The organism is Bacillus cereus group sp. BfR-BA-01524, from assembly GCF_022662595.1.
In the GTDB taxonomy this organism is placed as follows: domain Bacteria; phylum Bacillota; class Bacilli; order Bacillales; family Bacillaceae_G; genus Bacillus_A; species Bacillus_A thuringiensis_S.
In genome coordinates this window covers 38,549-63,466 of sequence record NZ_JAKUDW010000011.1, presented here as the reverse complement: position 1 = coordinate 63,466, position 24,918 = coordinate 38,549, and the positions used below count along the sequence as shown (strand labels likewise).

The following is a 24,918-nucleotide window of genomic DNA, read 5'->3' as shown; positions in this document are numbered from 1 at the left end:
AATTATATGAATGAAACGATATCATCAAATAAATTTTTTTATTTGATTTTACTTAGTCTAGTGTTAATAACGACAGTGAATGTTATTTTGCGCTGGGAGGAAGCTTACTTTTTCATGTATTTAGCGCTTCATTTGCTAGGGATTTTATGTATAAGTGGTGGAGTGGTTACTGAAAAAAAGAATGAAGAAAGCGTTAATTATATGTGTGTGATCGGTCTTGTTTTACTTTTAGCTGTACAGGGTATTATGAAATATAGTTCTTTCTCTTTACAAGATTTTAATTTATTAATAGATGTACTTCCTTAAAGAGGCTTTTTATGTTATCTAAAAAGCAAGTAGGGTACGTGTTGGTTTGTACGTGCGATCCTTATTCCGGATTATGAACTAAAGAAAGTGTTTAAAGATAGGTAAAACTCTTCTTGTGTAGAAGAGTTTTTTTATGTAAATAAAAGGATCTCGAGCAATTCGCATAATAAGCTTGTTCTAATTTAGCGTGTACGAACTTACAATAATAATAGACAGGCAGCATAGAGGAGGGAATAGCGTGAGGAAGGTTATTGGTTGGTCGCTTTTTTTGTACGTTGGATTTGCGTTACTTATATATTGGTATTTATTTGGATGGAATCATGAACTTATTCCGGACATGTATAAAGGAACAAGTGCAGATCCAGAAACGTTTATGAGTGCGAGAGAGCTTACGCTAAGCCAAGATTATTCGCGCGTGAAAAATTTACTATACTTTTTAGCGACGCCTCTTGAATGGATTATTTTATTATTTGTACTTGTGCTAGGTATTTCAAGAAAGTTTGAGAAATGGTCGAAGGAAACGACTAAAATAAGTGTTTTGCAAGTTGCGATTTATTTCTTTTATTTATCATTACTGACAACAGTGCTTGCCTTACCGATGCAATGGATTGGCCGGAAAGTGTCCGTTGATTACGGCATTTCAACGCAAAGCACACAAAGCTGGATTAAAGATCATGTTATCGGTTTTTGGGAAAGTTATGCGACTATGTTAATCGTAGTTACCGTTCTATTATGGCTTATCCGTAAATTTCCGAAGAGATGGTGGCTAGCAGGGTGGGCGCTCTCTGTTCCATTTACAATCTTTTTAACATTCATACAGCCTGTCGTTATCGACCCACTGTATAACGACTTTTCGACGCTGAAAAATAAAGAATTAGAAACGAAAATTTTAGCAATAGCAGACAAAGCGGATATTCCTGCTAAACACGTATATGAAGTAAATATGTCAGAAAAAACGAATGCATTAAATGCTTACGTAACAGGAATTGGCCCTAACGCCCGTATTGTAATGTGGGATACAACGCTTAAGCAGTTAAAAGATAAAGAGATTTTATTTATCATGGCCCATGAAATGGGGCATTATGTTATGAAGCATATATATTTTGGCGTTGCAAGTTATGTATTGCTATCGTTTATAGGTATGTTTTTAATTAGTCGTATTATAAATATGTGTATTCGCAAATGGGGAGATACATTGCAAATTTCAAAAGTAGCATGTTTCTCCATTTTACCTTTATTTTTCTTAATTTCTTCTGTACTCTCTTTTGCAGCACAACCAGCAACAAACTATGTTTCACGTATAGAAGAAAGAGCGGCAGATCAATATGCTTTAAATATGACGAAGGACGGGAAATCTGGTGTGAAAACTTTTCAATATTTATCAAAAACAAGTTTAAGCCAAGTAAATCCGCCTGCGTTAGTGAAGTTTTTCTTATACACGCACCCACCAATTTTTGAAAGAATTCATACGTTTGAACAATATGAGAAACAAAGAAAAAAGGAGTAGCTATTATGCTACTTTTTTTTATAGAAAAATAAGTTTTATATTGGGAATATTTATCATTGCTTTTTACTGTGATTTTGTAAATAATAAGCTATAAAATTCTAAAAATCTATATATGAAGGAATAAAGGTGAAAAAATGTATTTTTTACAAAATTTAAAAGTGAAATATAAATTATTAGCGCTTATTTCATTAGCAGTTTTAGGTATGATAATTATGAGCAGTGTAGCAATTAATTCTATTAATAAGATTAAGCACGATACAGAGGTTGTAGTAGATGATTATCAATATTCTGCAATTTTATTAGAAGGAATGCTTCGTACACAAAATTCACTAGAATATAATTTACTAGAATTAATTACGGCATCACAAAATGAAGTGGCAAATAAAGAGGGGATAATTGATAATATTGAAAAGGATCTTAAAAAATATGATTCTTTATTAAAAGAATATGATGATGGTTTTAATTTAAGTAAGCAAGAGGATGAACTGTTTCAGAAGATGAAGAAATCTTTGCCAAGTTATAAAGATACATATAAAAAATTGTTTGAAAAGGCGAAGGCAACAAACGAGCCACAAATGGTAAATGAATTTCAGAAGGAATTAAAACCGAAGGGAATAGAGTTGGCTGGTTATGCAGTGGATCTAGAATCGTATGTTTCAAACTTAGCTGATCAAGTGTTTAAAGATTCTCAAAAAATGATTGATCGATCCGTTATTACCTTTATCATTCTTGTAGTAGTTACTACAATCGTTATATGTATAGTAAGTTATATTATTAGCAAGCTTATAGTTGCTCCTTTACAAACGGTTAGTCGTATGATGGAAAGTGCGAAAGAAGGAGATTTAACCGTACATGGTGATTATACTGCTAAGGATGAATTAGGTGTATTAGTAAGTAATTTTAACGAGATGATTGCAGGGCTAAGAACAAATATGCAAGAAGTAGAGAATAATATTCAGCTTTTATTCCAACATGCAGACGGAGTAGCATCTGCATCAGAAGTATCTAGTAGTGCAGCGAAGAAAATCACTATGGATATTGAAGAAGTTGCAAATGGTGCAGAGAGTCAAATGCAAGCAATGGAACAAACTGCGGGTGCGATGGAAGAGTTGACACAAGGAATGCAGAGTATAGTCAATACATCATCCTCTGTAAATGAATTGTCTGCTCAATCAGCATTAGATGCAGAGAGTGGTAACAAATTAATGAAACAAATGATTCAACAGATGGATACAATCCAAAATTCGGTACATAGTGGTGTTAAACAAGTAGAGACTATGAAAGAACAATCAGAAGAAATTGTTAAAATCATTGATGTTATGCAAGGCATTACCTCTCAGATTAACTTATTAGCATTAAACGCCGCAATTGAGGCTGCGCGTGCTGGAGAAAGTGGTAGAGGATTTGCAATTGTGGCAGATGAAGTGCGGAAATTAGCAGAACAATCTAGTGATTCTGCAAAACAAATTGAGAATCTTATTACTCAAGTTATGGGAACAACGAACCATACAGTAGATATGATGGGGAAAGTAGATAATGAGGTACAGGCAGGTACACAAGTAGTAATGCATACAGAAAAAGTATTTGGAACAATTACAGAAAAAGTACAGCAAGTATCTGAGCAAATTCAAACGGTATCTATGTCTACAGATGAAATTGCAGCGAGTAGTGAGGAAATCTCGGCTTCTGCAGAAGACATGGCTCAAATTTCCCAAAGATCATCTGATCGAACTGATAGGGTAAAAGAGTCTATTCAACAGCAAGAAAAATCTGTTCAAGAGATTTCGGTTTCAATTGAACATATGCATAGCGCAGCAGGAAAATTAAAACAAATAGTTGCCCAATTTACTCTTCAAAAGTAGTAGCATATTTGAGTGTTAATAAATATAAAAAAAGCATCCTCTTTTAATAAAAAAGGATGCTTTTTTTATTACTACTATTCGTAGATTTCCGGCATTTTCAAGACGATGATTACAGCTACAGGACTTATACATACTAGATTTGTATATTACTTATTTTTTGACAGTTTAAGAGATTTATCGACGAGAATTATTTCTGTATTAGTGTTTTTAGATCCTGCTGTTGCCAAACTATTAGACCGGATTTAGATGCAAGTAATAGGGATTATCCTTATATTTGTAGGGATGGCACTAACTTTTCGCAAGGGAAGAGAAGGCGAGTTATCAGTGAAGGGGAATGCTACCTCTGAAATATAAATCATGAATATAGTAACCGTCATTAGGTATCTCCTTTACGCGCCAATAAAGGGAAGTTGTAAAGTGAAAAGGAGTTTATAAAGAAATTGTAGAATGTTTTAGTATATAACACCTTAGATGTGACAACTTCCTTTTTGAAAAAGAAAGAAGGAGGCATAAAGCAGAAAGGTAGTGGAAATATTTCTTCTAGAAGATTTGCATTTTATCTTACATTCACCAAAAAAGAGTACTCCTGAAACAATGAAATTCATTTTATTTGAATGAAATAGGGAGAGAGGACAATGAAGAAAAAAATATTGGGTGTAATGATGATTGCGACAATGGCAGGAGGTATATTTGCAGGGACGAATGTGACGCCTGTAAAAGCGGAAGAGTATCCACAAATGATTGTGTTTGAAGATGTTCCATACGGATTTTGGGCATATGACGCTATTATGGATTTAGCATATCATAAAATTATATTAGGGTATGGAAACGGGAAGTATGGTGTTGGCGATCTTATAACACGTGAACAAGTAGCTGGGACTATTTACAGAACACTTGAGATAAAAGAAGAAGGGCCAGTAGCGAATCCATATAAAGATGTTTCTGATAGTACAACAACTTTTAAAAAGGAAATTTTGGCGTTAACAAAACGTGGTGTTTTTACAGGGGATGGCCAAGGGGATTTTAGGCCGAAAGCACCAATCTCTAGAGCGGAAATGGCTGTCATTTTAAAACGAGCATTTAATTTTGAAATGAAACAAAAACATACATTTAAAGATATTCCAAAAGGCCACTGGGCAGAAGATGCAATTAGTGCGTTACAATCTAATAATGTTGTGAGAGGAACTGGGAATGGCATGTATGAATTAAATCGCCCTGTACCTAGAGAACAATATGCTCAGTTTATTAATAATGCGATTATTAATTATCATTTGAAAGAGGATTGGAAGTAGAGTGAAATATGAAAGCACAAATAGAAATATTTGTGCTTTTTTGTTTGTTTAAAAAAGAATTATTATTCGTATTTATGTATTTTTATGGTTATACACAAGCTTTATAATCAATCCGATGAAAAAGACATGATGTGTAATATGATTCACAAAACCGTCACGAAATGTGTCGGAAAATATATTGTCACTATACCATTTATTCTGTATATTTTTAAAAAAACATATACATATTGGGGAGATAATTTGATGAGCAAAAAATTATTAAAAACAGCTACAGCATTAACAATTATGGGTGGGGTGTTATTCTCAGCAGAGAGTAACAGTGTAAAAGCGGAAAGTGCACCGTTGCAAAAAACAAATACAATTGTATTTAAAGATGTACCAAAAGGACATTGGGCATATGAGGCAATTCATGAATTAGCGGAACAAGAAATTATTTTGGGATATGGCGATGGAATATTTGGTTTTGGGGATAATGTAACACGTGAGCAAGTTGCAGCTTTAATTTACCGTGTGTTTGATATGGAAGAACAAGATGAATACGAAAACCCATATGGAGATATCGATGAAAATTCAACAAGCTTTATCGAGGAGATATTGGCTTTAACGGAAATCGGAATTTTCCAGGGAGACGAGAATGGAAACTTTAGACCGAAGGCGACGTTAACGCGTGCGGAAATGGCACAAGTTCTTACGAATGCTTTTGACTTACAGGCGAAGGGATCTCATAACTTTAATGATGTTTCAGCAAATTCATGGGCAACCAATGCAATTAGTGCAATACAAACAAATGGTATTACAATGGGAATCGGAGAAGGTAAATTCGGTCCGTCTATGAAGGTAACAAGAGAACAATATGCACAGTTTTTACATAGAGCAATATTGCATGATATGGAACAAGGGCAGTAATAAAGTTTAACTAGTCAAAGTGAAATTTAAAAATAATACAAAAAAGGTCGTTGTTGTATAACAGCGACCTTTTTTGTATGAAGTAAAGTGCGAAAGAATGGCATTTTGAAAAAAAACGAAATGAATTTTCAAAAAAAACTTCCTTTTCTGAAGATTTGTTATATAATATAAAACATGAAATCAAATCTGTTATAAAACAGTTTAAGAAGGGGATGCTAATATGTCGACGCAAACTTCACGGGTTACACTCGTTGGAGAAATGTTACCAGCGTACAACGAAATATTGACACCTGAGGTGCTTAGTTTTTTGAAGGAACTACATGAGAATTTTAATGAGCGCCGCATAGAACTTTTACAAAAACGTGTAGAAAAACAAAAGAGAATTGATGCAGGGGAGTTTCCGAAGTTTCTAGAAGAAACAAAACACATACGTGAAGCGGATTGGACAATTGCCAAGCTGCCAAAAGACTTAGGGGACCGCCGCGTAGAGATTACTGGACCGGTAGATAGAAAGATGGTCATTAACGCTTTAAATTCAGGAGCGCATCTTTTTATGGCGGATTTTGAAGATTCGAATTCACCAACTTGGGAAAATGCAGTTGAAGGTCAAATCAACTTACGAGATGCAGTAAAGGGAACGATTTCACATGAAAATGATAAAGGGAAAGAATATAGATTAAATGAGAAAACAGCTGTACTCATTGTACGTCCAAGAGGATGGCATTTAGAGGAAAAGCATATGCAAGTTGATGGGAAAAATATGTCGGGTAGCTTAGTAGATTTCGGCTTGTACTTTTTCCATAATGCGAAAGCTCTTTTAGCAAAAGGGAGCGGCCCATACTTTTACTTACCAAAAATGGAAAGTTATTTAGAAGCGAGATTATGGAATGATGTATTCGTATTTGCTCAAAAATATATCGGCATTCCAAATGGAACGATTAAAGCAACTGTGTTACTGGAAACGATTCACGCTTCGTTTGAAATGGATGAAATTTTGTATGAGCTAAAAGATCATTCTGCTGGCTTAAACTGCGGAAGATGGGATTATATTTTTAGCTTTTTAAAGAGTTTCCGTAATCATAATAAATTCTTACTACCAGATAGAGCGCAAGTTACGATGACGGCGCCATTTATGCGTTCGTATTCTTTGAAAGTAATTCAAACATGTCACCGCCGTAATGCACCAGCAATTGGAGGAATGGCGGCACAAATTCCGATTAAAAATAATCCAGAAGCAAATGAAGCAGCTTTTGAAAAAGTGCGTGCTGATAAGGAGCGCGAAGCTTTAGATGGTCATGACGGGACTTGGGTTGCCCACCCTGGACTTGTACCGGTTGCAATGGAAGTATTTAATCACATTATGAAAACACCGAATCAAATTTTTAGAAAACGTGAAGAAATATGTGTAACAGAAAACAATTTACTAGAGGTACCGGTGGGAACGATTACAGAAGAGGGCCTTCGCATGAATATTAGCGTAGGTATTCAATATATTGCATCTTGGTTAAGCGGACGGGGAGCAGCACCCATTTATAACTTAATGGAAGATGCGGCAACTGCTGAAATTTCAAGAGCGCAAGTATGGCAATGGATTCGTCATGAAGGTGGAAAACTAAATGATGGTCGTAATATTACGCTTGAATTAATGGAAGAGTTAAAAGAAGAAGAATTAGCAAAAATAGAAAAAGAGATTGGTAAGGAAGCCTTTAAGAAAGGGAGATTCCAAGAAGCGACAACGTTGTTTACAAATCTCGTTCGAAATGATGAATTCGTACCATTTTTAACATTACCGGGTTATGAAATTTTATAAAAAATGAAAAGGGGATGGAACAAATGAAAAACGAAAGAATCGAGAAATTACAAGAGAGCTGGGAATTAGATGAGCGTTGGAAAGGGATCACACGTCCATATTCGGCAGAAGATGTAATTCGCCTGCGCGGATCGATTGATATTGAACATACATTAGCGCGCCGCGGTGCTGAGAAGCTTTGGACATCGCTTCATACAGAAGACTATATTAACGCACTTGGCGCATTAACAGGAAACCAAGCGATGCAACAAGTAAAAGCTGGGTTAAAAGCGATTTACTTAAGTGGTTGGCAAGTAGCAGCTGATGCAAACCTTTCTGGACATATGTATCCAGACCAAAGTTTATATCCAGCGAACAGCGTACCTGCTGTAGTGAAACGAATTAATCAAACACTTCAACGTGCGGATCAAATTCAGCATATGGAAGGAAGCGATGATACAGACTATTTCGTACCGATTGTAGCAGATGCAGAAGCTGGATTTGGTGGACAATTAAACGTATTCGAACTGATGAAAGGTATGATTGAAGCAGGTGCATCAGGTGTGCATTTTGAAGATCAATTATCTTCAGAGAAAAAATGTGGCCATTTAGGCGGAAAAGTACTACTACCAACGCAAACAGCAGTACGCAATTTAATTTCTGCACGCCTTGCAGCAGATGTAATGGGAGTGCCGACAATTATCGTTGCAAGAACAGATGCAGATGCAGCTGATTTAATTACGAGCGATATCGATCCTGTTGATAAAGCATTTATTACAGGAGAAAGAACACCAGAAGGATTTTACCGTACGAATGCAGGTCTTGATCAAGCAATTGCGCGCGGTTTAGCGTATGCACCGTATGCAGACCTCGTTTGGTGTGAAACGTCGGAACCAAATTTAGAAGATGCAAAACGATTTGCGGACGCAATTCATAAGGAGCATCCGGGAAAGCTACTTGCTTACAACTGCTCTCCGTCATTTAACTGGAAACAAAAACTAGATGAAAAAACAATTGCGAGCTTCCAAAAGGAAATCGCATCTTACGGTTATAAGTTCCAATTCGTAACGCTTGCTGGATTCCATTCATTAAATTACGGTATGTTTGAACTAGCACGTGGCTATAAAGAGCGCGGCATGGCAGCATACTCTGAACTACAACAAGCAGAATTCGCAGCTGAAAAACATGGCTACTCTGCAACACGTCATCAACGCGAAGTAGGAACAGGTTACTTTGATGAAGTTGCACAAGTAATTACAGGCGGAACTTCATCAACGACAGCGTTAAAAGGATCTACAGAAGAAGCACAGTTTACGAAATAAAAGGAAGGGCACCTTTTTGAAGGGTGCCCCTTGTTATTTTGTAATTGATGCGAGAGTAAAGGAAATTATACTAACTTACCGACACGAAATGACAATATCGTCATATGTTTATCAGATCCAATCCCCTCTATGCTCGCGAATAAACTTTATATCTTTTTCATAATGCTCTAGATGTCCTTCATCAATCATTCTTTGGAAGTTAATATCGCCCTCTTGAGCTTTTCTTTTCATATATGTACATAACCCTTCTAAACGAAGCAACACCATTCCTAAGTAATCTTCACCCATATTTTTACCATAGGATTGAACAAACAACTTCACTTTTTCTTTAATACGATCTGCATGTTGCGATGATTCATAATGAATGGCTTCACCAGATTCTGTATAATACACTCTACTTAAAGGCACACAAGTATAAAGTGTATAAGCGATATCCCATAGTCTTGGACCAGGAGCAGCAACATCGAAATCAATAATCCCTACTGGTTTCTCATTATTGAAAATAATGTTATATATGGCAAAATCATTGTGACATAAAACCTCAATGTTATTTGGCGTGTGATCCATCGGTTTCCAATCATCTAATAACGGAAAATCACTTACAGCATCATGGTAAAGGCGGAGCATCTTTGCGATTTCTTTTAATACATCATTAGATCGCATATATTCTTTTAAAGGATAATTGCCAGCTTCTCCTTCAATAAAGGATAAAATCTCTCTATCTTTTTCATCTACACCTAAAAACTTTGGAGCATAATGAAATCCTTTGTTTTCTAAGTGTTGTAATAGCTTATGGATCTTTGCGCTATCTGGCTTTAATTCTCGACGAACAGTATTTTCAGAACGATATACGTTCGAAACGTTTCCGCCTGTTAGCTTTTCTTCGTTATCGTAGTTTGACATGTGAAAATTCCCCCTATAATTAAAAAATCCAATTCCAAATAGTGAATAGACCAACAATGGCAGAAAAGAGAAGGCAAGCAAGGAATGCTAGACAGCCAAAAGGAACTAGCTTATCTTGCCATGTTTCTTTATACTCATAAATTAACTCCTCTGCTACTTTCTTCTGCACTGAAGATAAAGGTTGATCTTTATACAAACCTTTTAAATGGTTAGAATCGCCTTTAAACTTTAAAGCACGTGCAATATGATGAGGATTATTTCCCATTGATTTTTCAAATAATAAACATGATTCATGCATAATGTCTGTTTTATGTTTCTCTAGATACCAGTAACGTCCAGCCATTTCTGGATATTGTAATGTATAATAAATATCTCCGAGTTGTTTTCGAAGATGTAATTCATTTGGGTATGTAAAGATGAGGCCATGCAATCTATCTCTTGCTTTTCCAAGATTATTATTTTCAATATCCTCTTCGATTCTTTTTAATGTTTTTCTAGGAATTTTGTTGTTCATAAATTCCTCCTTATTTGGAATAGAGATAATTATATTTTATAAGAAATACTAAAAATTAGAAATTCCATTTTAGAAAAAGATTGTACATTTTATTTTAATGTGCTATGATGATGTCAGTTGAATAGTTAAATTAAGCAATCCATATGTTATCAAGTGCTGAAAACGAACGAGAAAAAGTATGTGAGAACTAGTTTATGTTTCGTATTTGATAATGTGTGGATTCTTTTTTTAGACAGGAAGACTAAAAAAATTAAATTTGTATTTTCTTAGGAGGAAATAATCATGGCAGTAACAGGACAAGTAAAATGGTTTAACAACGAAAAAGGCTTCGGTTTCATCGAAGTTCCAGGCGAAAACGACGTATTCGTACACTTCTCTGCAATCGAAACTGAAGGTTTCAAATCTCTAGAAGAAGGCCAAAAAGTTAGCTTCGAAATCGAAGAAGGTAACCGTGGACCTCAAGCTAAAAACGTAATCAAACTATAATTTTATAGTTGATGATGGAAAAAAGGATGGCTTATGCCATCCTTTTTTTGTTGTGGGGAAAGTTTTTTCAGAGCCTGTTTTTATATCTAAATCTCTTTTTCTATGTTACAACGGGTGAAAAATTATCTGGAATGCGTATTAGTTTCTGTAGAAGAATTAGTTCAGCAAGAGCATTTACTGCGTATGATAGTAAATAACTATAAATTTGTATTCTTCATCAAAATGAGGGAATCTTTTCCAGGTAGACCTTGAGTAACATCTTTTTTGTTAGCATTGTTGTTGGAATTTTGTACGTTTTGAGATGATGTTTCTAACAGTTGTTCTTGTTCCTTACTAGGGGTATTCAGAGCATCTGAGGGGATGCTATTAACCTGCTGGCTTAATAGGTTTTCTTTATCCATAGTATACAGCTCCTTTTTGGAATTCGATAAAAAGCAATGTAAGTATGAAATGACCACTTATATATATTGTGTTTTTGAATGAAATTATATACAAAACTTATATTATAAAGTTAACTAATTAACGAATTATTAGTGATGGATAAAGGTGTACAAATTTGAAGTTATTAATAAAAATTAAAAGCGAGTAACAAGTACAAATACTTTTTCTCATGTTTTAGATAAGGATCATATTACAAATCAAAAAAGATGTAGAGAACCTTGGAAGAAAATATAGTTTTTTAGAGTGAAGAAGAATAAATAAAATGATACTACAAATGTAAAAAGGCATTCCATAAAGGAAGGCCTTTTATTGTTCTTGCCCTGATTTTTTCTTCTCACGTTTTTTACATTCTGGACATTTTGATTTACGAAACGGTTTAGCAAAGAATAGCAGAATGAAAAATAAACCGAATATAATGCTAGCTGAGTTTTTCACGATAATGACGCTGCTATTTTTCATTTGAATCGATGGTTGGATTTCTTTTTCTTCCATAGTGGCCCTCCATATATTGGATTTATATTTTAATTATAGCAAAGTTAGTTGTTGTAATGATGTGAAATGAGGAAGTGATTTCAAATATTTATAGTAGTATAAATGTTTTTTGTGTACATTATTATCTTTTTATTATTATATAGTTAATTTTAAATTTAAAGAATGGTTGATAAATAATAAATCTATGTAAAATAGTGGAATATGCAATCCGTTTTCTTTTCATAGGTGCTAAAATTATATATGCAGCTGCTAATATAAATGGAAAAAAGGAGATAATAGAGCATGGAAAGTAAAGTGGAACGCTATGTCGAAAATTATGTTGTAACGAAAAATACGATGGCCTTACTTCCTGTTATTCTAAGTGAAAAGAAAATTGTTACTCGAGTCGTTGAAATGAATGATTCTTTTTTCGTATTTCAAAAACCTCTAGATATTATAGAAAGAAGTTGCCGCAAGCATGGCTCGAGTTTCTTAGGCAGAAAAGAAGGAACGAAAGAGTTAACTCATATTACACATAAAGCACCAATTGCGATTAGTCCTACAGATCAACTTTATTTTTTTCCTACCTATTCTTACTCTAGAAAAGAGTGCGCTTGGTTGTCTCATTTTTATATTGAAAGTAATAAAGAATTAAAAGATGGAAATCTTATTATTAGATTTATAAATGGCTTTGCTGTGAAATTAGAAATATCAAAAACTAGTTTTGAAAATCAACAAAATCGTACAGCGAAATTACGTACTGAATATGAAGATCGTAGGAAAAAACAAGGGAGCCCTTGTTTTAAAGAGATTGATAAAAAAGAGGAATCAACATTAAGACCCGCTTATGAGAAGGTGTATGTTGTTAGAGAAGATGAAGTGTAATATAGAAAAAGCTGCCTCTAGAATGTTGCTTTAAGCGACATTCTAGGACAGCTTTTTTGCTATTTAAATATTAATAAGTTTCTTCCTTACGGGCAGCATCCATCATAATGAAGATAGCTGATAAAATATGCAAAATCATTCCTACAAACGGAATCCATGCAAGGCAAGAAGTTACAATTCCTAGCACATTACCGTTAGCACTCATATTAGCTTTTTTAGCCAATACTAAAGTAACGATATGTAATACTAGCATGAAAAGAAGTGGTAACCAAAGTAAAGAAACAACAATAGTTCCTCCGAGTACAGGTATTCCCAGTAAAGCCTCTAAGGCACCAGTAACCCATTTTAATAATTTTACTGTGTCTTTCAAAGTATTTCCTCCTAAAAACATAAAATAAATATATTGCTATATTAAGTATAACGGATTTATGGTGTTTTTTTAATAAAAAATGTAAAAAATACTATTTTTTTATAGTTAAATAAATTATTTGCAATATACTATTTTTGAAGGGATATAAGAATATTGTTGGATAGGGTGTTATTAATATGTAATATCTTGTCAAATATTGATAGATTATCATAGCTAAATAATGAAGGAATTCTTATGAAAGATATGGAAACTTTAATAAATACATCTCCATATGTCGTATCTACCATTTCCTCTTTCATATAAGCGATGATACAGTAGGGATAGTATTTAGAGTAAAGGGGTAAAGTGTAGAATGGATTTTCAGACAATCAAAGAGTATTTTTCACCAGAAAATATGGATCATATTGTTGAGAGTTATAAAGCGTTCGGACCACTTCTTGGTATTGGTTTACCGATGATAGAGGCGTTGATTCCAGCATTACCGCTTATTGTATTTGTACTGGCGAATGCTGTTGCATTTGGCTTTTGGCTCGGTTTTCTTTATTCATGGCTTGGATCAGTAATGGGTGCCTTACTTGTCTTTTTCATCATCCGCCATTTTGGCCGCAGTCGTTTCTTTTCGTTTGTAAATAAGCATGAGAGAGTACGAAAAGCAATGGGGTGGATTGAAAGGAAAGGATTCGCACCGATTTTTGTTATATTTTGTTTTCCGTTTACACCGTCAGCGCTAATAAATGTTGTCGCTGGTTTATCCCGAATTAGTGTAAAACAGTTTGGGCTAGCGTTAGCATTCGGAAAGCTTGTGATGATTTTTATTTTAACGTATATCGGTCATGATTTAATGTCATTTATTCATAATCCGGTGAAATCAGTCATTGTAGCGATTGGTATTTTTATTTTATGGTATGTCGGTAAGAAAATTGAAGTAAAGTTAGAATTACAGTAAGAATAGTCTTCTTTATAAGTGTAGGCTTCATTATTAAAGGATAAGGGGAGAAGCAGATGAAGAAAACTTTGAAAAAAGAAGGCATAGAGTGGATACGAACAATTTTAATTGGTGTATTATTAGCTGTATTTTTTCGAACGTTTTTCTTTTCAACGTATGTTGTAGAGGGGAAGTCAATGATGCCGACCTTGCAAGATGGCAATATGCTCGTTGTAAATAAGGTGAGTTATCAAGTTGGGGACTTGAACAGATTTGACGTTGTGGTGTTTCATGCGAATAAAAAAGAGGACTATGTAAAGCGAATTATCGGTTTACCTGGAGATCATATTGAATATAGGCATGATAAATTATATATAAACGGACAATTTATTGATGAGCCGTATTTAGAGAAGTATAAGAAAGAGATAAATGGAAGGCAACTAACAGGCGATTTTAAATTAGAAGAGTTAACGAAAGAAAAGCTGGTGCCACCCGGGTTTATTTTTGTAGTAGGTGATAACCGGCTCGGGAGCTGGGATAGTAGACACTTTGGCTTTGTAAAAGCTGATACAGTCGTCGGGAAAGTTGATTTGCGATATTGGCCAATTCAAGAGGTGCAAACGAATTTTTCAAAAGGTTGATATAATGAAGTAGAAGTATAGAAAAGACAAACAACTCAGTTTGTCTTTTTTCGTGTACTATAATACAATTATAGTAGCAAACTAACGTTCGTTATGTAAGTGAAAGGTGGGGTTACATGTCACTTCGATTTGTGATTGGTAGAGCGGGAAGTGGAAAAAGTACACTTTGTTTACGCGAAGTGCAAGAAGAGTTAAAACAGCGCCCGAGAGGGAAAACAATATTATATCTTGTGCCAGAACAGATGACATTCCAGACGCAGCAGGCGTTAATTGGAAGTGAGGATGTAAGAGGTTCTATTCGGGCACAAGTTTTTAGTTTTTCACGATTAGCGTGGAAGGTGCTGCAAGAAGTTGGCGGAGCGAGTCGTCTTCATATTGATGAAGCTGGTGTACATATGTTACTCCGTAAAATTGTAGAGTCTCGTAAAGATGGATTATCGGTGTTCCAAAAAGCAGCGGAGCAAAACGGTTTCTTTGAACATCTTGGCAGTATGATTGCAGAGTTTAAACGTTACAATGTAACGCCATCTAACGTATATGAAATGTGGCAACAATTAGATGCGCATAGTAGCAGTGCCGAACAAAAGTTACTAGCGAATAAAGTGTATGATTTACAGTTACTATATGATGATTTTGAGCGTGCTTTAATTGGAAAATACTTAGATTCAGAAGACTACCTGCAATTGCTAGTGGAAAAGCTTCCGCAGTCTGAATATGTAAATGGTGCGGAAATTTATATAGATGGATTTCATTCATTCTCCCCGCAAGAGTTAGAGATTTTAAGGCAGCTTATGATTTGTGGAGCGAGAGTGACGATCACGTTAACGATAGATGAAAAAACGTTAGCGCAGCCAGTAAATGAACTCGATTTATTTTATGAAACGACGTTAACGTATGAAAAAATAAAACAAGTAGCGCGTGAAGAGAAAATAGAAATTGAAAAAACAATTCCACTTATAGAACAGCCGCGTTTTCATTCTCCGGCATTAGCGCATTTAGAAGCTCATTATGAAGCGCGTCCGAATGAGAAATTTAACGGTGAAGCGAGTGTAACGATTAGTACAGCTGCGAATTTACGAGCGGAGGTAGAAGGTGTTGCTCGTGAAATTCGTAAACTTGTCGCGGATGAAAAATATCGTTACCGAGATATTGCAGTGCTTCTTCGTAATGGGGAAAGTTATTACGATGTGATGCGAACGTTATTTACAGATTATAATATCCCGCACTTCATCGATGAAAAACGCCCGATGTCACACCACCCATTAGTAGAATGTATTCGTTCTGCACTCGAGATTATTAGTGGGAATTGGCGTTATGATGCGGTGTTCCGTTGCGTGAAAACAGAGCTTTTATATCCATTAGACGTAAGAAAAGAAGCGATGCGTGAAGAAATGGATGAATTTGAAAATTACTGTTTAGCGTACGGTGTACAAGGAAAGAGATGGACTGCTGAAGATCCATGGATGTATCGCCGTTATCGTTCTCTTGATGATACGAACGGGATGATTACAGACAGTGAACGTGAAATGGAAGAGAAAATAAATAGGCTACGTGACGTTGTAAGAACACCTGTTATTCGCATGCAAAAAAGGTTAAAGCGTGCAGGGACAGTTATGCAAATGTGTGAAGCAGTTTACTTGTTTTTAGAAGAACTGGATGTTCCGAAGAAACTAGAAGAATTACGTATACGTGCAGAAGAAAGTGGAGATTTCTTATTTGCGACAGATCATGAACAAGTATGGGAAGAAGTAATGAGCCTTCTTGATACATTTGTAGAGATGCTTGGGGAAGAGAAAATGTCTCTTTCTATGTTTACTGACGTTATGTCGACAGGTCTTGAGGCACTTCAATTTGCTAACATTCCGCCGTCATTAGACCAAGTGTTAATTGCTAATATTGATCACTCCAGGTTATCTGACGTGAAAGCAACGTTTATTATAGGTGTAAATGAGGGTGTCATTCCAGCAGCACCTATGGACGAAGGGATGCTTTCTGATGAGGAAAGAGAAGTTCTTGGTGCGGCAGGGATTGAATTAGCGCCAACGACAAGACAAACTTTGTTAGAAGAACAGTTCGTTATGTATCAAATGGTAACGAGAGCGTCTGAGAAGTTATACATTTCATGCCCGCTTGCAGATGAAGAAGGAAAGACGTTACTTGCGTCTAGCTTTATTAAGAAAATAAAAAGAATGTTCCCTAATGTGAAAGATTCATTTATTACGAATGACGTAAACGATTTATCACGTTCAGAACAAATTTCATATGTAGCAACGCCAGAAGTAACGTTATCTTACGTTATGCAGCAACTACAAACGTGGAAGCGATACGGATTTGAAGGGAATTTAGACTTTTGGTGGGACGTATATAATTTCTACGTAACTTCAGATGAATGGAAACAAAAAAGTAGCCGCGTCTTATCAAGTTTATTCTATCGAAATCGTGCGCAGAAACTAAGTACAGCAGTAAGTAGAGATTTATACGGAGATACAATTAAAGGAAGCGTCTCTCGTATGGAACTATTTAACCGTTGTGCATATGCTCATTTTGCGCAGCACGGTTTATCGCTTAGAGAGCGTGATATTTTCAAGCTTGATGCGCCAGACATAGGCGAATTATTCCATGCGGCATTAAAGAAAATTGCGGACAAGTTATTGCGTGAAAACCGCACTTGGGCGGATTTATCCATAAAAGAGTGTGAACATCTTTCTGTTTTAGTAATAGAAGAAATCGCACCGTTATTACAACGACAAATTTTATTAAGTTCAAACCGTCATTTCTATTTAAAACAAAAACTACAACAAATCATTTTCCGTACGTCAATCATTCTTCGTGAACATGCGAAGTCAAGCGGATTCGTACCAGTTGATTTAGAAGTGCCGTTCGGTATGGGTGGTACAGGATCGCTTCCGCCGATGGAATTCTCGTTACCAAATGGTGTGAAGATGGAAGTTGTCGGCCGTATTGACCGTGTTGATAAGGCAGAAGATGAAAACGGGACGTTCTTACGTATTATTGATTATAAATCAAGTTCAAAAGCGTTAGATTTAACGGAAGTGTATTACGGATTAGCACTTCAAATGTTAACGTATTTAGACGTTGTTACTTCAAATGCACAGACGTGGATGAAAAAAGGCCACGCAGCATCACCAGCTGGTGTACTGTACTTCCATATTCATAACCCAATTGTTGAGATGAAAGGTGACGCATCTGAAGCTGAGATTGAAAAGGAAATATTAAAGAAATTTAAAATGAAAGGACTCGTACTAGGAGATGCTGACGTTGTTCGTTTAATGGATAACAAACTTTCAACAGGAAGTTCAGATATTATTTCTGCTGGCCTGAAAAAAGACGGTAGCTTTAGTGCGCGTTCAAGTATTGCAAGCGAGCAAGAGTTTAACGTACTACAGAAATATGTACACCATACGTTTGAAAATATCGGAAAAGACATTACAGAAGGTGTTATTGATATTGCTCCTTATAAAATGGGGAATAAAGCGGCATGTACGTTCTGTAACTTTAAATCTGTTTGCCAGTTTGATGAGTCACTTGAAGATAATCAGTTCCGATCGTTAAAAGATATGAAAGATAGTGAAGCGATGGAGAAAATAAGAGAGGAGGTTGACGGAGAATGATAGAAAATTGGCCTAAAAAACCAGAAGGTAGTCAATGGACGGATGACCAGTGGAAAGCTGTTGTAGCGAACGGACGTGATATTTTAGTTGCGGCTGCAGCTGGGTCAGGTAAAACAGCAGTATTAGTTGAACGTATTATCAAGAAGATTATTAATGAAGAAAATCCAGTCGATGTCGACCGCCTGCTCGTTGTAACCTTTACGAATGCAGCAGCGCAAGAGATGAAAAACCGAATTGGGGAAGCGTTAGAAAAGGTATTAATTGATGAACCAGGATCTCAGCACGTAAGAAAGCAGCTGAGCCTATTAAATAAAGCTTCCATTTCAACAATTCATTCATTTTGTTTACAAGTCATTAGAGGATATTACTACATGCTTGATGTTGATCCTCGTTTCCGTATCGCGAATCAAACAGAAAATGAATTGTTAAAAGAAGAAGTGCTAGATGATATATTAGAAGAAGAGTACGGAATCGAAGATAATACAATCTTCTTTGAACTTGTTGATCGTTATACGAGTGACCGTAGTGATGATGACTTACAACGTATGATTTTAGCGCTTCATACAGAGTCAAGAGCGCATCCAAATCCGGGAAAATGGCTTGATAAATTAGTAGAAGCATATGACGTAGAAGGAAAGACTATTGAAGATTTAGTATATGCTTCTTACTTATTAGAAGATGTGAAATTCCAGCTTGAAACAGCGGAACAGCATATTCGTAAGGCAACTGAACTCGCAATGCTTCCTGACGGTCCTGCGCCTCGCGTTGAAACCCTGCAAGCAGATGTAGCTTTACTTGGAACGCTATCATCAGCTGCTCGTGAGTCGTGGACAAGATTGTATGAAGCGATGCAAAACGTATCGTGGCAAACATTAAAGCGTATTAAGAAAAGTGATTACAATGAAGATGTTGTAAAACAAGTAGACTCTCTTCGTAATAAAGCGAAAGATGAAGTAAAGAAATTACAAGAAGAGTTATTTAGCCGCAAACCTGAAAGTTTCTTACGAGATTTTCAAGATATGCACCCTGTATTAGAAAAGCTTGTTCAACTTGTAAAAGTATTTACAGAGCGTTTCCAAGCGATGAAGCGAGATAAAGGAATGGTCGATTTCACAGATTTAGAGCATTTCTGTTTACAAATTTTAAGTGAACAAAGTGAAAATGGTGAAATGAATCCTTCAGCAGTAGCGCTTCAATATCGTAATAAATTTGCTGAAGTGTTAGTCGATGAATATCAAGATACGAACTTTGTACAGGAATCCATTATTAAATTCGTAACGAAAGATTCTGAGAGTGAAGGAAACTTGTTCATGGTTGGTGATGTAAAGCAGTCGATTTATCGTTTCCGACTAGCCGAACCAGGACTATTCCTAGGAAAGTATAAACGCTTCACACAAGAAGGATCGGGCGGCGGAATGAAGATTGACTTAGCGAAAAACTTCCGTAGTCGTCATGAAGTACTAGCAGGTACGAACTTTATTTTCAAACAAATTATGGGCGAAGAAGTTGGGGAGATTGACTACGATGCTGATGCTGAATTAAAGCTAGGTGCTAGCTATCCAGAAGGTGAAGATGTAGCGGCAGAGCTATTATGTATTCAGCAAACGGAAGAAGAAGTAATGGATGGAGAAGAAGGTGCAGAAGTCGAAAAAGCACAGCTAGAAGCTCGTCTTATGGCGCAGCGTATTAAAGCGATGGTTGATTCAGGTTATGAAGTGTATGATCGTAAAACGGATAGTATGCGCCCTGTACAATACCGTGATTTCGTTATTTTACTCCGCTCGATGCCGTGGGCGCCGCAAATTATGGAAGAGTTAAAATTGCAAGGAATTCCAGTATATGCTGACCTTGCGACTGGTTATTTTGAAGCGACAGAAGTAAATATTATGATGAACGTATTCCGCGTTATTGATAATCCGATGCAAGATATTCCGCTTGCAGCTGTACTTCGTTCACCGATTGTGGGACTAAATGATGAAGACCTTGCGACGCTTCGTGCTCATGGGAAGAAAGGGTCATTTTATGAAGTAATGAGCTCGTTCTTAAAAGGAGCACCGCTTGAAGAAGAGCAAGAACTTCATGATAAATTAGAGTGGTTTTATAATTTACTGCAAGGATGGCGTGAATTTGCACGTCAACAATCACTTTCTGATTTAATTTGGAAAGTGTACGGTGAGACAGGTTATTACGACTTCGTTGGCGGTTTACCAGCTGGAAAGCAAAGGCAGGCAAACTTACGCGTGCTATATGACCGTGCAAGACAATATGAAGCAACATCATTTAGAGGGTTATTCCGCTTCTTGCGTTTTATTGAACGTATTTTAGAACGCGGTGATGATATGGGTACGGCGAGAGCCCTCGGTGAACAAGAAGACGTTGTTCGCATTATGACGATTCATAAAAGTAAAGGGCTAGAGTTCCCGGTCGTATTTGTAGCTGGACTCGGTCGTCGTTTTAATACACAAGACTTAATGAAGCGTTTCTTACTGCATAAAGATTTCGGTTTCGGTTCACAATTTATCGATCCGCGTAAACGAATTAAATATACGACATTATCGCAACTTGCAATTAAACGCAAAATGAAAATGGAATTAATCGCGGAAGAAATGCGTGTATTATATGTAGCGTTAACGCGTGCGAAAGAGAAGTTAATTTTAATCGGAACAGTTAAGGATGCAAATAAGGAAATGGAAAAATGGCTTGATGCGAGGGAACATAATGAATGGTTATTACCAGATCACATACGTGCCGGAGCGTCTTGTTATTTAGACTGGATTGCACCTTCATTATATAGACATCGTGATAGTGAAATGCTTCTTGAATTAGGACAAGGAAGTATTCCAAGTGAAATTTACGGGTATGACACTAGCTGGAAAGTAGAAGTTGTGGACGGTAATACGCTACTTGCACCAGAGCCAGTTCAAGAAGAGAAACAAGAATTGTTAGAAGCGCTCCGTGAGAAAAAGGCTGTTCCATTAGAAAGTGAACGGAAAGAAGAAGTGTACGACAGATTAATGTGGAAGTACGGATATGAGGATGCGACATCTCATCGTGCGAAGCAGTCTGTTACAGAAATAAAGAGAAATTATCAATCTGAAGAAGGTAGCGATAACGCCTTTATTAAAAAACTACGTGCACCAATTAAAACACGCCCGCGCTTTATGGAGAAAAAAGGGTTAACGTACGCAGAGCGTGGAACAGCAGTCCATGCCGTTATGCAGCATGTTGATTTGAAGAAGCCGATTACGGTTGAAGTTCTTCAAGAGCAAATCGCAGCAATGGTAAATAAGGAATTATTAACATTCGAGCAGGCGGAAGAAATAGCGATTGAAAAAGTAATTTCATTCTTTGATAGTGACTTAGGTAAAAGGGTATTAGCGGCGAAAAGTGTTGAGCGTGAAGTACCATTTACGATGATGCTTGCAGCAAAAGAAGCATATCAAGATTGGCAAGGGAAGAGTGAAGAAACGATTCTTGTCCAAGGGGTTATCGACTGCATGATTGAAGAGGAAGATGGCATTACGTTAATCGACTTCAAAACAGATACGATTGAAGGGAAATTCCCAGGTGGATTCGAACAAGCAAAACCAATTTTAGAAGATCGATATAAAGTGCAACTTTCGTTATATGCAAAAGCACTGGAGAAAAGCTTGCAACATCCTGTGAAAGAGAAATGTTTATACTTCTTTGATGGGAATCACGTTGTAAATATTGAAGGATAGACAACAGAAAGGAGCTATAAAAAAATGACAACGTTAAGAACTTGTGAACAGGGACACGAGTACTATAAAAGTAGCGATTGTCCAACTTGCCCAACCTGTGAGAAAGAGAGAAAACCAAAAGAAGGTTTTCTCTCTCTTCTTTCAGCGCCAGCAAGAAGGGCATTAGAACACCGTGGAATTCAAACTGTAGAAGAACTCTCAAAATATAGTGAAAAAGAAATTTTAAAACTGCATGGTATGGGACCTGCGTCTTTGCCGAAGCTTAGACATGCTTTGGAGGAGAGCGGATTATCATTTAAATAAAATGAAATAGTGCCTCTTCACTACTTACTTGTTTATACTACTATTTGTGAACAGTAAAGCTCTTGCTTATTAAAATTTCATTTTAATAATTTGAATTAGATAAAAGAAAAAAGTAGGAGAATATCTCCTACTTTTTTTACGCTGTTCCAATCTGATCTTGATCCGCTACATCAGAATCAAACGTATTTGTTGCACTAACACCGCTAAAAGTATTCACAACAAACCCAACATTGGAAGCTCCAGATCCGTTATAGGCTTTCGTGTTTTCTTTCGGAGACACGTTATAAAAATCTCCTAAGTTGAAAGAGCCGTTACTGTTTTGAACGACGAGATTTCCTACAACCGAAGGCATACCATCCACCTACTTTACTAAGTTTTTTAATTACTATATGAATTATTGTGCGGAAGGTTCATCCGTAATATATTGGCGGATTTGCATAATACGAGAGTTATTAAAAACATAATCAACATTTCCAATTTGAAAGCAACCAGAATTTAAAAGTGTCCGCAATTCAACATTATTAACTTCAATAAAAGGGCATTCATTTACAATGTTTAATTTTACATCTGTCGTTCGTTTTGGAATTGTAATGTGTTCATCTGTAAAGATTTCAAAAGCATCAAAGCGACCTTCTCCCCTTATATAACAAGGAATTTCACGGTGGACGGCAAGAGCTCTACTTTTTAATTCCATTTGGTTTGCATCTCCAACTTGAAATACGGCAGTAATCCCTAAAGAAATAATAGAAACATTTTGGACAATGGACACATGATGCAACATAATTTCTCAGTCTCCTTATTAACCTGGAGTAGGAGGGACATCTGTTACTAATGGTACAAATGGTCCCTCTGTAACAGTTTCGAATGGTGTATCGAGAATAGAAGATAGAATGAGGAGATTGGCATCTCCAATTAAAAAGAGTGCGGACGACGATACACCGTTCATTTTAATCTGTCCGACTTTTAACTCACGGTTTACAACGTTAAGGTTCATACATACTTACTCCTTTCGGAAATTTCCCGGTATGTGCTGAATAAAGGAGAGAAAGGCTTTGTCAATATCTTGTTTCATTGCCTGAATAATGATATCTCGTAAATAATCTGGATCTGTTGAAATACCTTCATATGATTGAACTTGTGATAAATAATAAGGGAGTCGATGCTCCATCTGTTTTTTTATGTCATCCACCATCATTTGTCGATACATTTCATCAAGCGGTGTTCTCTCTTCTTGTTCAAAATGTAGAATACGATTATATGCTTCTTCATCTAAGTATCGATGCATTTCTTGGAGGATACCTTGATAAAAGTCTGGATTTGTTTCGGTTTCAGGATTTACCTTCAATGTTTCTGTATCCACTTGAAAATCTTCAATTTGTTGTCCTTTTGCTGAAAATGGATTTAAGCCAATATTTAAAGTACCATTTAAATTTTCGACTTTTAATTGATCGAATTTGTATTCCACTTTTCCTACAGAAGAGGAGGGGCGATTTTTTAATTCGTTAAGCTCTTCTTGGAGTTGGCGTACTTGATCTTCTAAATTCAGGATGGCTGCTTGTTGTGTTTGAAGAGCTTGTTGAAGTTTGTGTAAGTAAGTATATATATCTTGATTCATTTGTGAAACCTCCTTTTCAATAGGGAGGGTAAAAATATTCCTGCTATATATTTATGACAAGGATGTCTTAAGAAGAACTAGTTGATGGTTTGATAGAAATAATTTGTCCTTTTGCCTGTAATGGGCGAAGTGGCTCCGTAAATCCGCCCGTATTTGAAAATTTAGATAGGGCTTTAATACTTCCAGCAGTACCAATTTGGAATACAGAAGAGGTTGTGATGCTATCAATTTTAATACTGTTGATGATGATACTTTGGTTTACATACAAATTCAATGCAATCGCCTCCTTTAAGTTGAGCCAATTATCGCTTGATCGATTACATCTGAATCGTTGACAGTCGTTGCACTTTGATAATTGTAGACAGAAACGTTATCTCCAACGTTGAAAGAGCCGGCCCCGGCGAAAGCGCGTGAGTAACTAATAGGCCTAATCGCAAATACATCTCCGATATGAAAAATACCACTTGATCCAATATTGACGATGCGGATATGTCCGACCATAGCTGGCATACAAAACACCTTTCGTTTTTAAAATTTTCTTTTCTACTATTGTATGGGCGTTTCTAATAAAATGTGTGTTTTTTTGAAATAAAAGAAACACACGCGTTATTGCGTGTGTGTGTTGAACGTTTGAGTAGGGTGGAAATTCGTATGTACATGACAAATTACATTTAAGAGCCTGTCCAGTTCTTGGCTACAATCCACTGTTCTTTGAGAAGTCATTCCGTAGCGTTCAGCAAAATAGATCATTTTTTCACGTTTTTTTTCAATAGCTTGCTCAAACATTGAAATCGGCTCCATCTCTAAATGAAATTTTTAGTATATATGTAGTACATATTATACAAAAAATTCATAAAAAAGAAATGCCTTCGCTAAAAAAAGTAAAATTTCTACATTTTATGCTAAATAATGAATAAGTAACGAATAAGGTGCGAGAAGAATATTGTAAAAATTAGCGTGCATGAGAAGGTTTTTTTCTTGCGGATGCGAATACAATTAAAGGGCATGAGTTTTAGGATGGAGAGT

Annotated in this window: 26 protein-coding genes and 2 pseudogenes; 16 read left to right on the top strand and 12 right to left on the bottom strand. The window is 36.1% G+C overall.

Going from position 1 to position 24,918, the window contains the following annotated elements; genetic code table 11:
* Positions 1-6 precede the first annotated feature (6 nt).
* The 9 genes and pseudogenes from MR170_RS05675 (at position 7) to aceA (ending at position 8,984) form a co-directional block, all read left to right on the top strand.
* Positions 7-306, top strand: a complete 300-nt coding sequence (locus tag MR170_RS05675) for a DUF2101 family protein (RefSeq protein ID WP_016082517.1) — start codon at positions 7-9, stop codon at positions 304-306.
* A 238-nt stretch (positions 307-544) separates the two neighbouring features.
* Entirely contained in the window at positions 545-1,813 is a 1,269-nt protein-coding gene (locus MR170_RS05670; protein ID WP_001233317.1) for a M48 family metallopeptidase, read from the top strand.
* A gap of 134 nt (positions 1,814-1,947) precedes the next feature.
* A pseudogene (locus MR170_RS32675) lies at positions 1,948-2,727 on the top strand (MCP four helix bundle domain-containing protein); the annotation flags it as partial.
* On the top strand, positions 2,722-3,675 hold the full coding sequence (locus tag MR170_RS32670; protein ID WP_411326795.1) for a methyl-accepting chemotaxis protein: 954 nt from the start codon (positions 2,722-2,724) through the stop codon (positions 3,673-3,675). The pseudogene MR170_RS32675 and the gene MR170_RS32670, both read left to right, overlap by 6 nt.
* Before the next feature lie 59 nt (positions 3,676-3,734).
* Positions 3,735-4,029, top strand: a pseudogene (locus MR170_RS05660) (EamA family transporter); the annotation flags it as partial.
* A gap of 281 nt (positions 4,030-4,310) precedes the next feature.
* Positions 4,311-4,967, top strand: coding sequence for an S-layer homology domain-containing protein (locus MR170_RS05655; protein ID WP_242307613.1), 657 nt, complete (start codon positions 4,311-4,313; stop codon positions 4,965-4,967).
* 138 nt (positions 4,968-5,105) lie between these two features.
* Positions 5,106-5,873 (top strand): S-layer homology domain-containing protein, encoded by a 768-nt coding sequence (locus tag MR170_RS05650; RefSeq protein WP_072939738.1) that lies wholly within the window; start codon positions 5,106-5,108, stop codon positions 5,871-5,873.
* 220 nt (positions 5,874-6,093) lie between these two features.
* Entirely contained in the window at positions 6,094-7,683 is a 1,590-nt protein-coding gene (aceB, locus tag MR170_RS05645) for a malate synthase A (RefSeq protein WP_242307611.1), read from the top strand.
* Positions 7,684-7,706: 23 nt separating this feature from the next.
* Positions 7,707-8,984, top strand: coding sequence for an isocitrate lyase (gene aceA, locus MR170_RS05640; protein ID WP_000787346.1), 1,278 nt, complete (start codon positions 7,707-7,709; stop codon positions 8,982-8,984).
* A gap of 111 nt (positions 8,985-9,095) precedes the next feature.
* On the opposite strand, the gene MR170_RS05635 is transcribed toward aceA, so the two are convergent.
* A complete protein-coding gene (locus MR170_RS05635) occupies positions 9,096-9,887 on the bottom strand; it encodes a phosphotransferase (RefSeq protein ID WP_098629154.1) in 792 nt (263 codons plus the stop codon).
* A gap of 19 nt (positions 9,888-9,906) precedes the next feature.
* Positions 9,907-10,401 carry a DUF6584 family protein gene (locus MR170_RS05630; protein ID WP_043936617.1) on the bottom strand — a complete coding sequence of 165 codons (495 nt, stop codon included), beginning with the start codon at positions 10,399-10,401 and terminating at the stop codon, positions 9,907-9,909.
* A gap of 282 nt (positions 10,402-10,683) precedes the next feature.
* Here MR170_RS05630 and cspA point away from each other — a divergent pair, with 282 nt between their 5' ends.
* Positions 10,684-10,887 (top strand): RNA chaperone/antiterminator CspA, encoded by a 204-nt coding sequence (gene cspA / locus MR170_RS05625; protein ID WP_000301522.1) that lies wholly within the window; start codon positions 10,684-10,686, stop codon positions 10,885-10,887.
* Positions 10,888-11,084: 197 nt separating this feature from the next.
* Here the strand turns inward: cspA and MR170_RS05620 are convergent, their stop codons facing one another.
* Together MR170_RS05620 and MR170_RS05615 are read right to left on the bottom strand one after the other, a co-directional pair.
* Positions 11,085-11,288 (bottom strand): hypothetical protein, encoded by a 204-nt coding sequence (locus MR170_RS05620; protein WP_242307608.1) that lies wholly within the window; start codon positions 11,286-11,288, stop codon positions 11,085-11,087.
* 346 nt (positions 11,289-11,634) lie between these two features.
* Positions 11,635-11,820 carry a hypothetical protein gene (locus MR170_RS05615; RefSeq protein ID WP_000391373.1) on the bottom strand — a complete coding sequence of 62 codons (186 nt, stop codon included), beginning with the start codon at positions 11,818-11,820 and terminating at the stop codon, positions 11,635-11,637.
* 282 nt (positions 11,821-12,102) lie between these two features.
* Here MR170_RS05615 and MR170_RS05610 point away from each other — a divergent pair, with 282 nt between their 5' ends.
* Complete coding sequence (locus tag MR170_RS05610) at positions 12,103-12,684, top strand: competence protein ComK (RefSeq protein WP_075720553.1); 582 nt, start codon at positions 12,103-12,105, stop codon at positions 12,682-12,684.
* A 70-nt stretch (positions 12,685-12,754) separates the two neighbouring features.
* On the opposite strand, the gene MR170_RS05605 is transcribed toward MR170_RS05610, so the two are convergent.
* Positions 12,755-13,054 (bottom strand): hypothetical protein, encoded by a 300-nt coding sequence (locus tag MR170_RS05605; protein ID WP_000655757.1) that lies wholly within the window; start codon positions 13,052-13,054, stop codon positions 12,755-12,757.
* A 352-nt stretch (positions 13,055-13,406) separates the two neighbouring features.
* Between MR170_RS05605 and MR170_RS05600 the strand changes: the two genes are divergently transcribed.
* From MR170_RS05600 to MR170_RS05580, 5 genes are all read left to right on the top strand, one after another.
* A complete protein-coding gene (locus MR170_RS05600) occupies positions 13,407-14,000 on the top strand; it encodes a TVP38/TMEM64 family protein (RefSeq protein ID WP_043936619.1) in 594 nt (197 codons plus the stop codon).
* A gap of 56 nt (positions 14,001-14,056) precedes the next feature.
* Complete coding sequence (lepB, locus tag MR170_RS05595) at positions 14,057-14,620, top strand: signal peptidase I (RefSeq protein ID WP_016082503.1); 564 nt, start codon at positions 14,057-14,059, stop codon at positions 14,618-14,620.
* A gap of 116 nt (positions 14,621-14,736) precedes the next feature.
* On the top strand, positions 14,737-18,252 hold the full coding sequence (gene addB / locus MR170_RS05590) for a helicase-exonuclease AddAB subunit AddB (protein WP_242307605.1): 3,516 nt from the start codon (positions 14,737-14,739) through the stop codon (positions 18,250-18,252).
* Complete coding sequence (gene addA, locus MR170_RS05585) at positions 18,249-21,974, top strand: helicase-exonuclease AddAB subunit AddA (RefSeq protein WP_242307600.1); 3,726 nt, start codon at positions 18,249-18,251, stop codon at positions 21,972-21,974. Before addB ends, addA begins: the two co-directional genes overlap by 4 nt.
* A 24-nt stretch (positions 21,975-21,998) precedes the next feature.
* Positions 21,999-22,277 carry an RNA polymerase alpha subunit C-terminal domain-containing protein gene (locus MR170_RS05580; protein ID WP_016082500.1) on the top strand — a complete coding sequence of 93 codons (279 nt, stop codon included), beginning with the start codon at positions 21,999-22,001 and terminating at the stop codon, positions 22,275-22,277.
* A gap of 136 nt (positions 22,278-22,413) precedes the next feature.
* Here the strand turns inward: MR170_RS05580 and gerPF are convergent, their stop codons facing one another.
* The 7 genes from gerPF to MR170_RS05545 form a co-directional block, all read right to left on the bottom strand.
* Positions 22,414-22,629 carry a spore germination protein GerPF gene (gene gerPF / locus MR170_RS05575; RefSeq protein WP_001141570.1) on the bottom strand — a complete coding sequence of 72 codons (216 nt, stop codon included), beginning with the start codon at positions 22,627-22,629 and terminating at the stop codon, positions 22,414-22,416.
* A 42-nt stretch (positions 22,630-22,671) separates the two neighbouring features.
* Entirely contained in the window at positions 22,672-23,058 is a 387-nt protein-coding gene (locus MR170_RS05570) for a spore germination protein GerPE (protein ID WP_016082499.1), read from the bottom strand.
* An 18-nt stretch (positions 23,059-23,076) separates the two neighbouring features.
* Positions 23,077-23,271, bottom strand: a complete 195-nt coding sequence (gene gerPD, locus MR170_RS05565; RefSeq protein WP_001052807.1) for a spore germination protein GerPD — start codon at positions 23,269-23,271, stop codon at positions 23,077-23,079.
* A 6-nt stretch (positions 23,272-23,277) separates the two neighbouring features.
* Positions 23,278-23,892 (bottom strand): spore germination protein GerPC, encoded by a 615-nt coding sequence (gerPC, locus tag MR170_RS05560; RefSeq protein WP_242307595.1) that lies wholly within the window; start codon positions 23,890-23,892, stop codon positions 23,278-23,280.
* A 67-nt stretch (positions 23,893-23,959) separates the two neighbouring features.
* Positions 23,960-24,166: a spore germination protein GerPB gene (gene gerPB, locus MR170_RS05555; protein WP_001055456.1), complete on the bottom strand. Its 207-nt coding sequence runs from the start codon at positions 24,164-24,166 to the stop codon at positions 23,960-23,962.
* A 14-nt stretch (positions 24,167-24,180) separates the two neighbouring features.
* A complete protein-coding gene (gerPA, locus tag MR170_RS05550; RefSeq protein ID WP_001111187.1) occupies positions 24,181-24,402 on the bottom strand; it encodes a spore germination protein GerPA in 222 nt (73 codons plus the stop codon).
* A gap of 96 nt (positions 24,403-24,498) precedes the next feature.
* On the bottom strand, positions 24,499-24,678 hold the full coding sequence (locus MR170_RS05545; RefSeq protein ID WP_048565003.1) for an aspartyl-phosphate phosphatase Spo0E family protein: 180 nt from the start codon (positions 24,676-24,678) through the stop codon (positions 24,499-24,501).
* Positions 24,679-24,918: the final 240 nt, after the last annotated feature.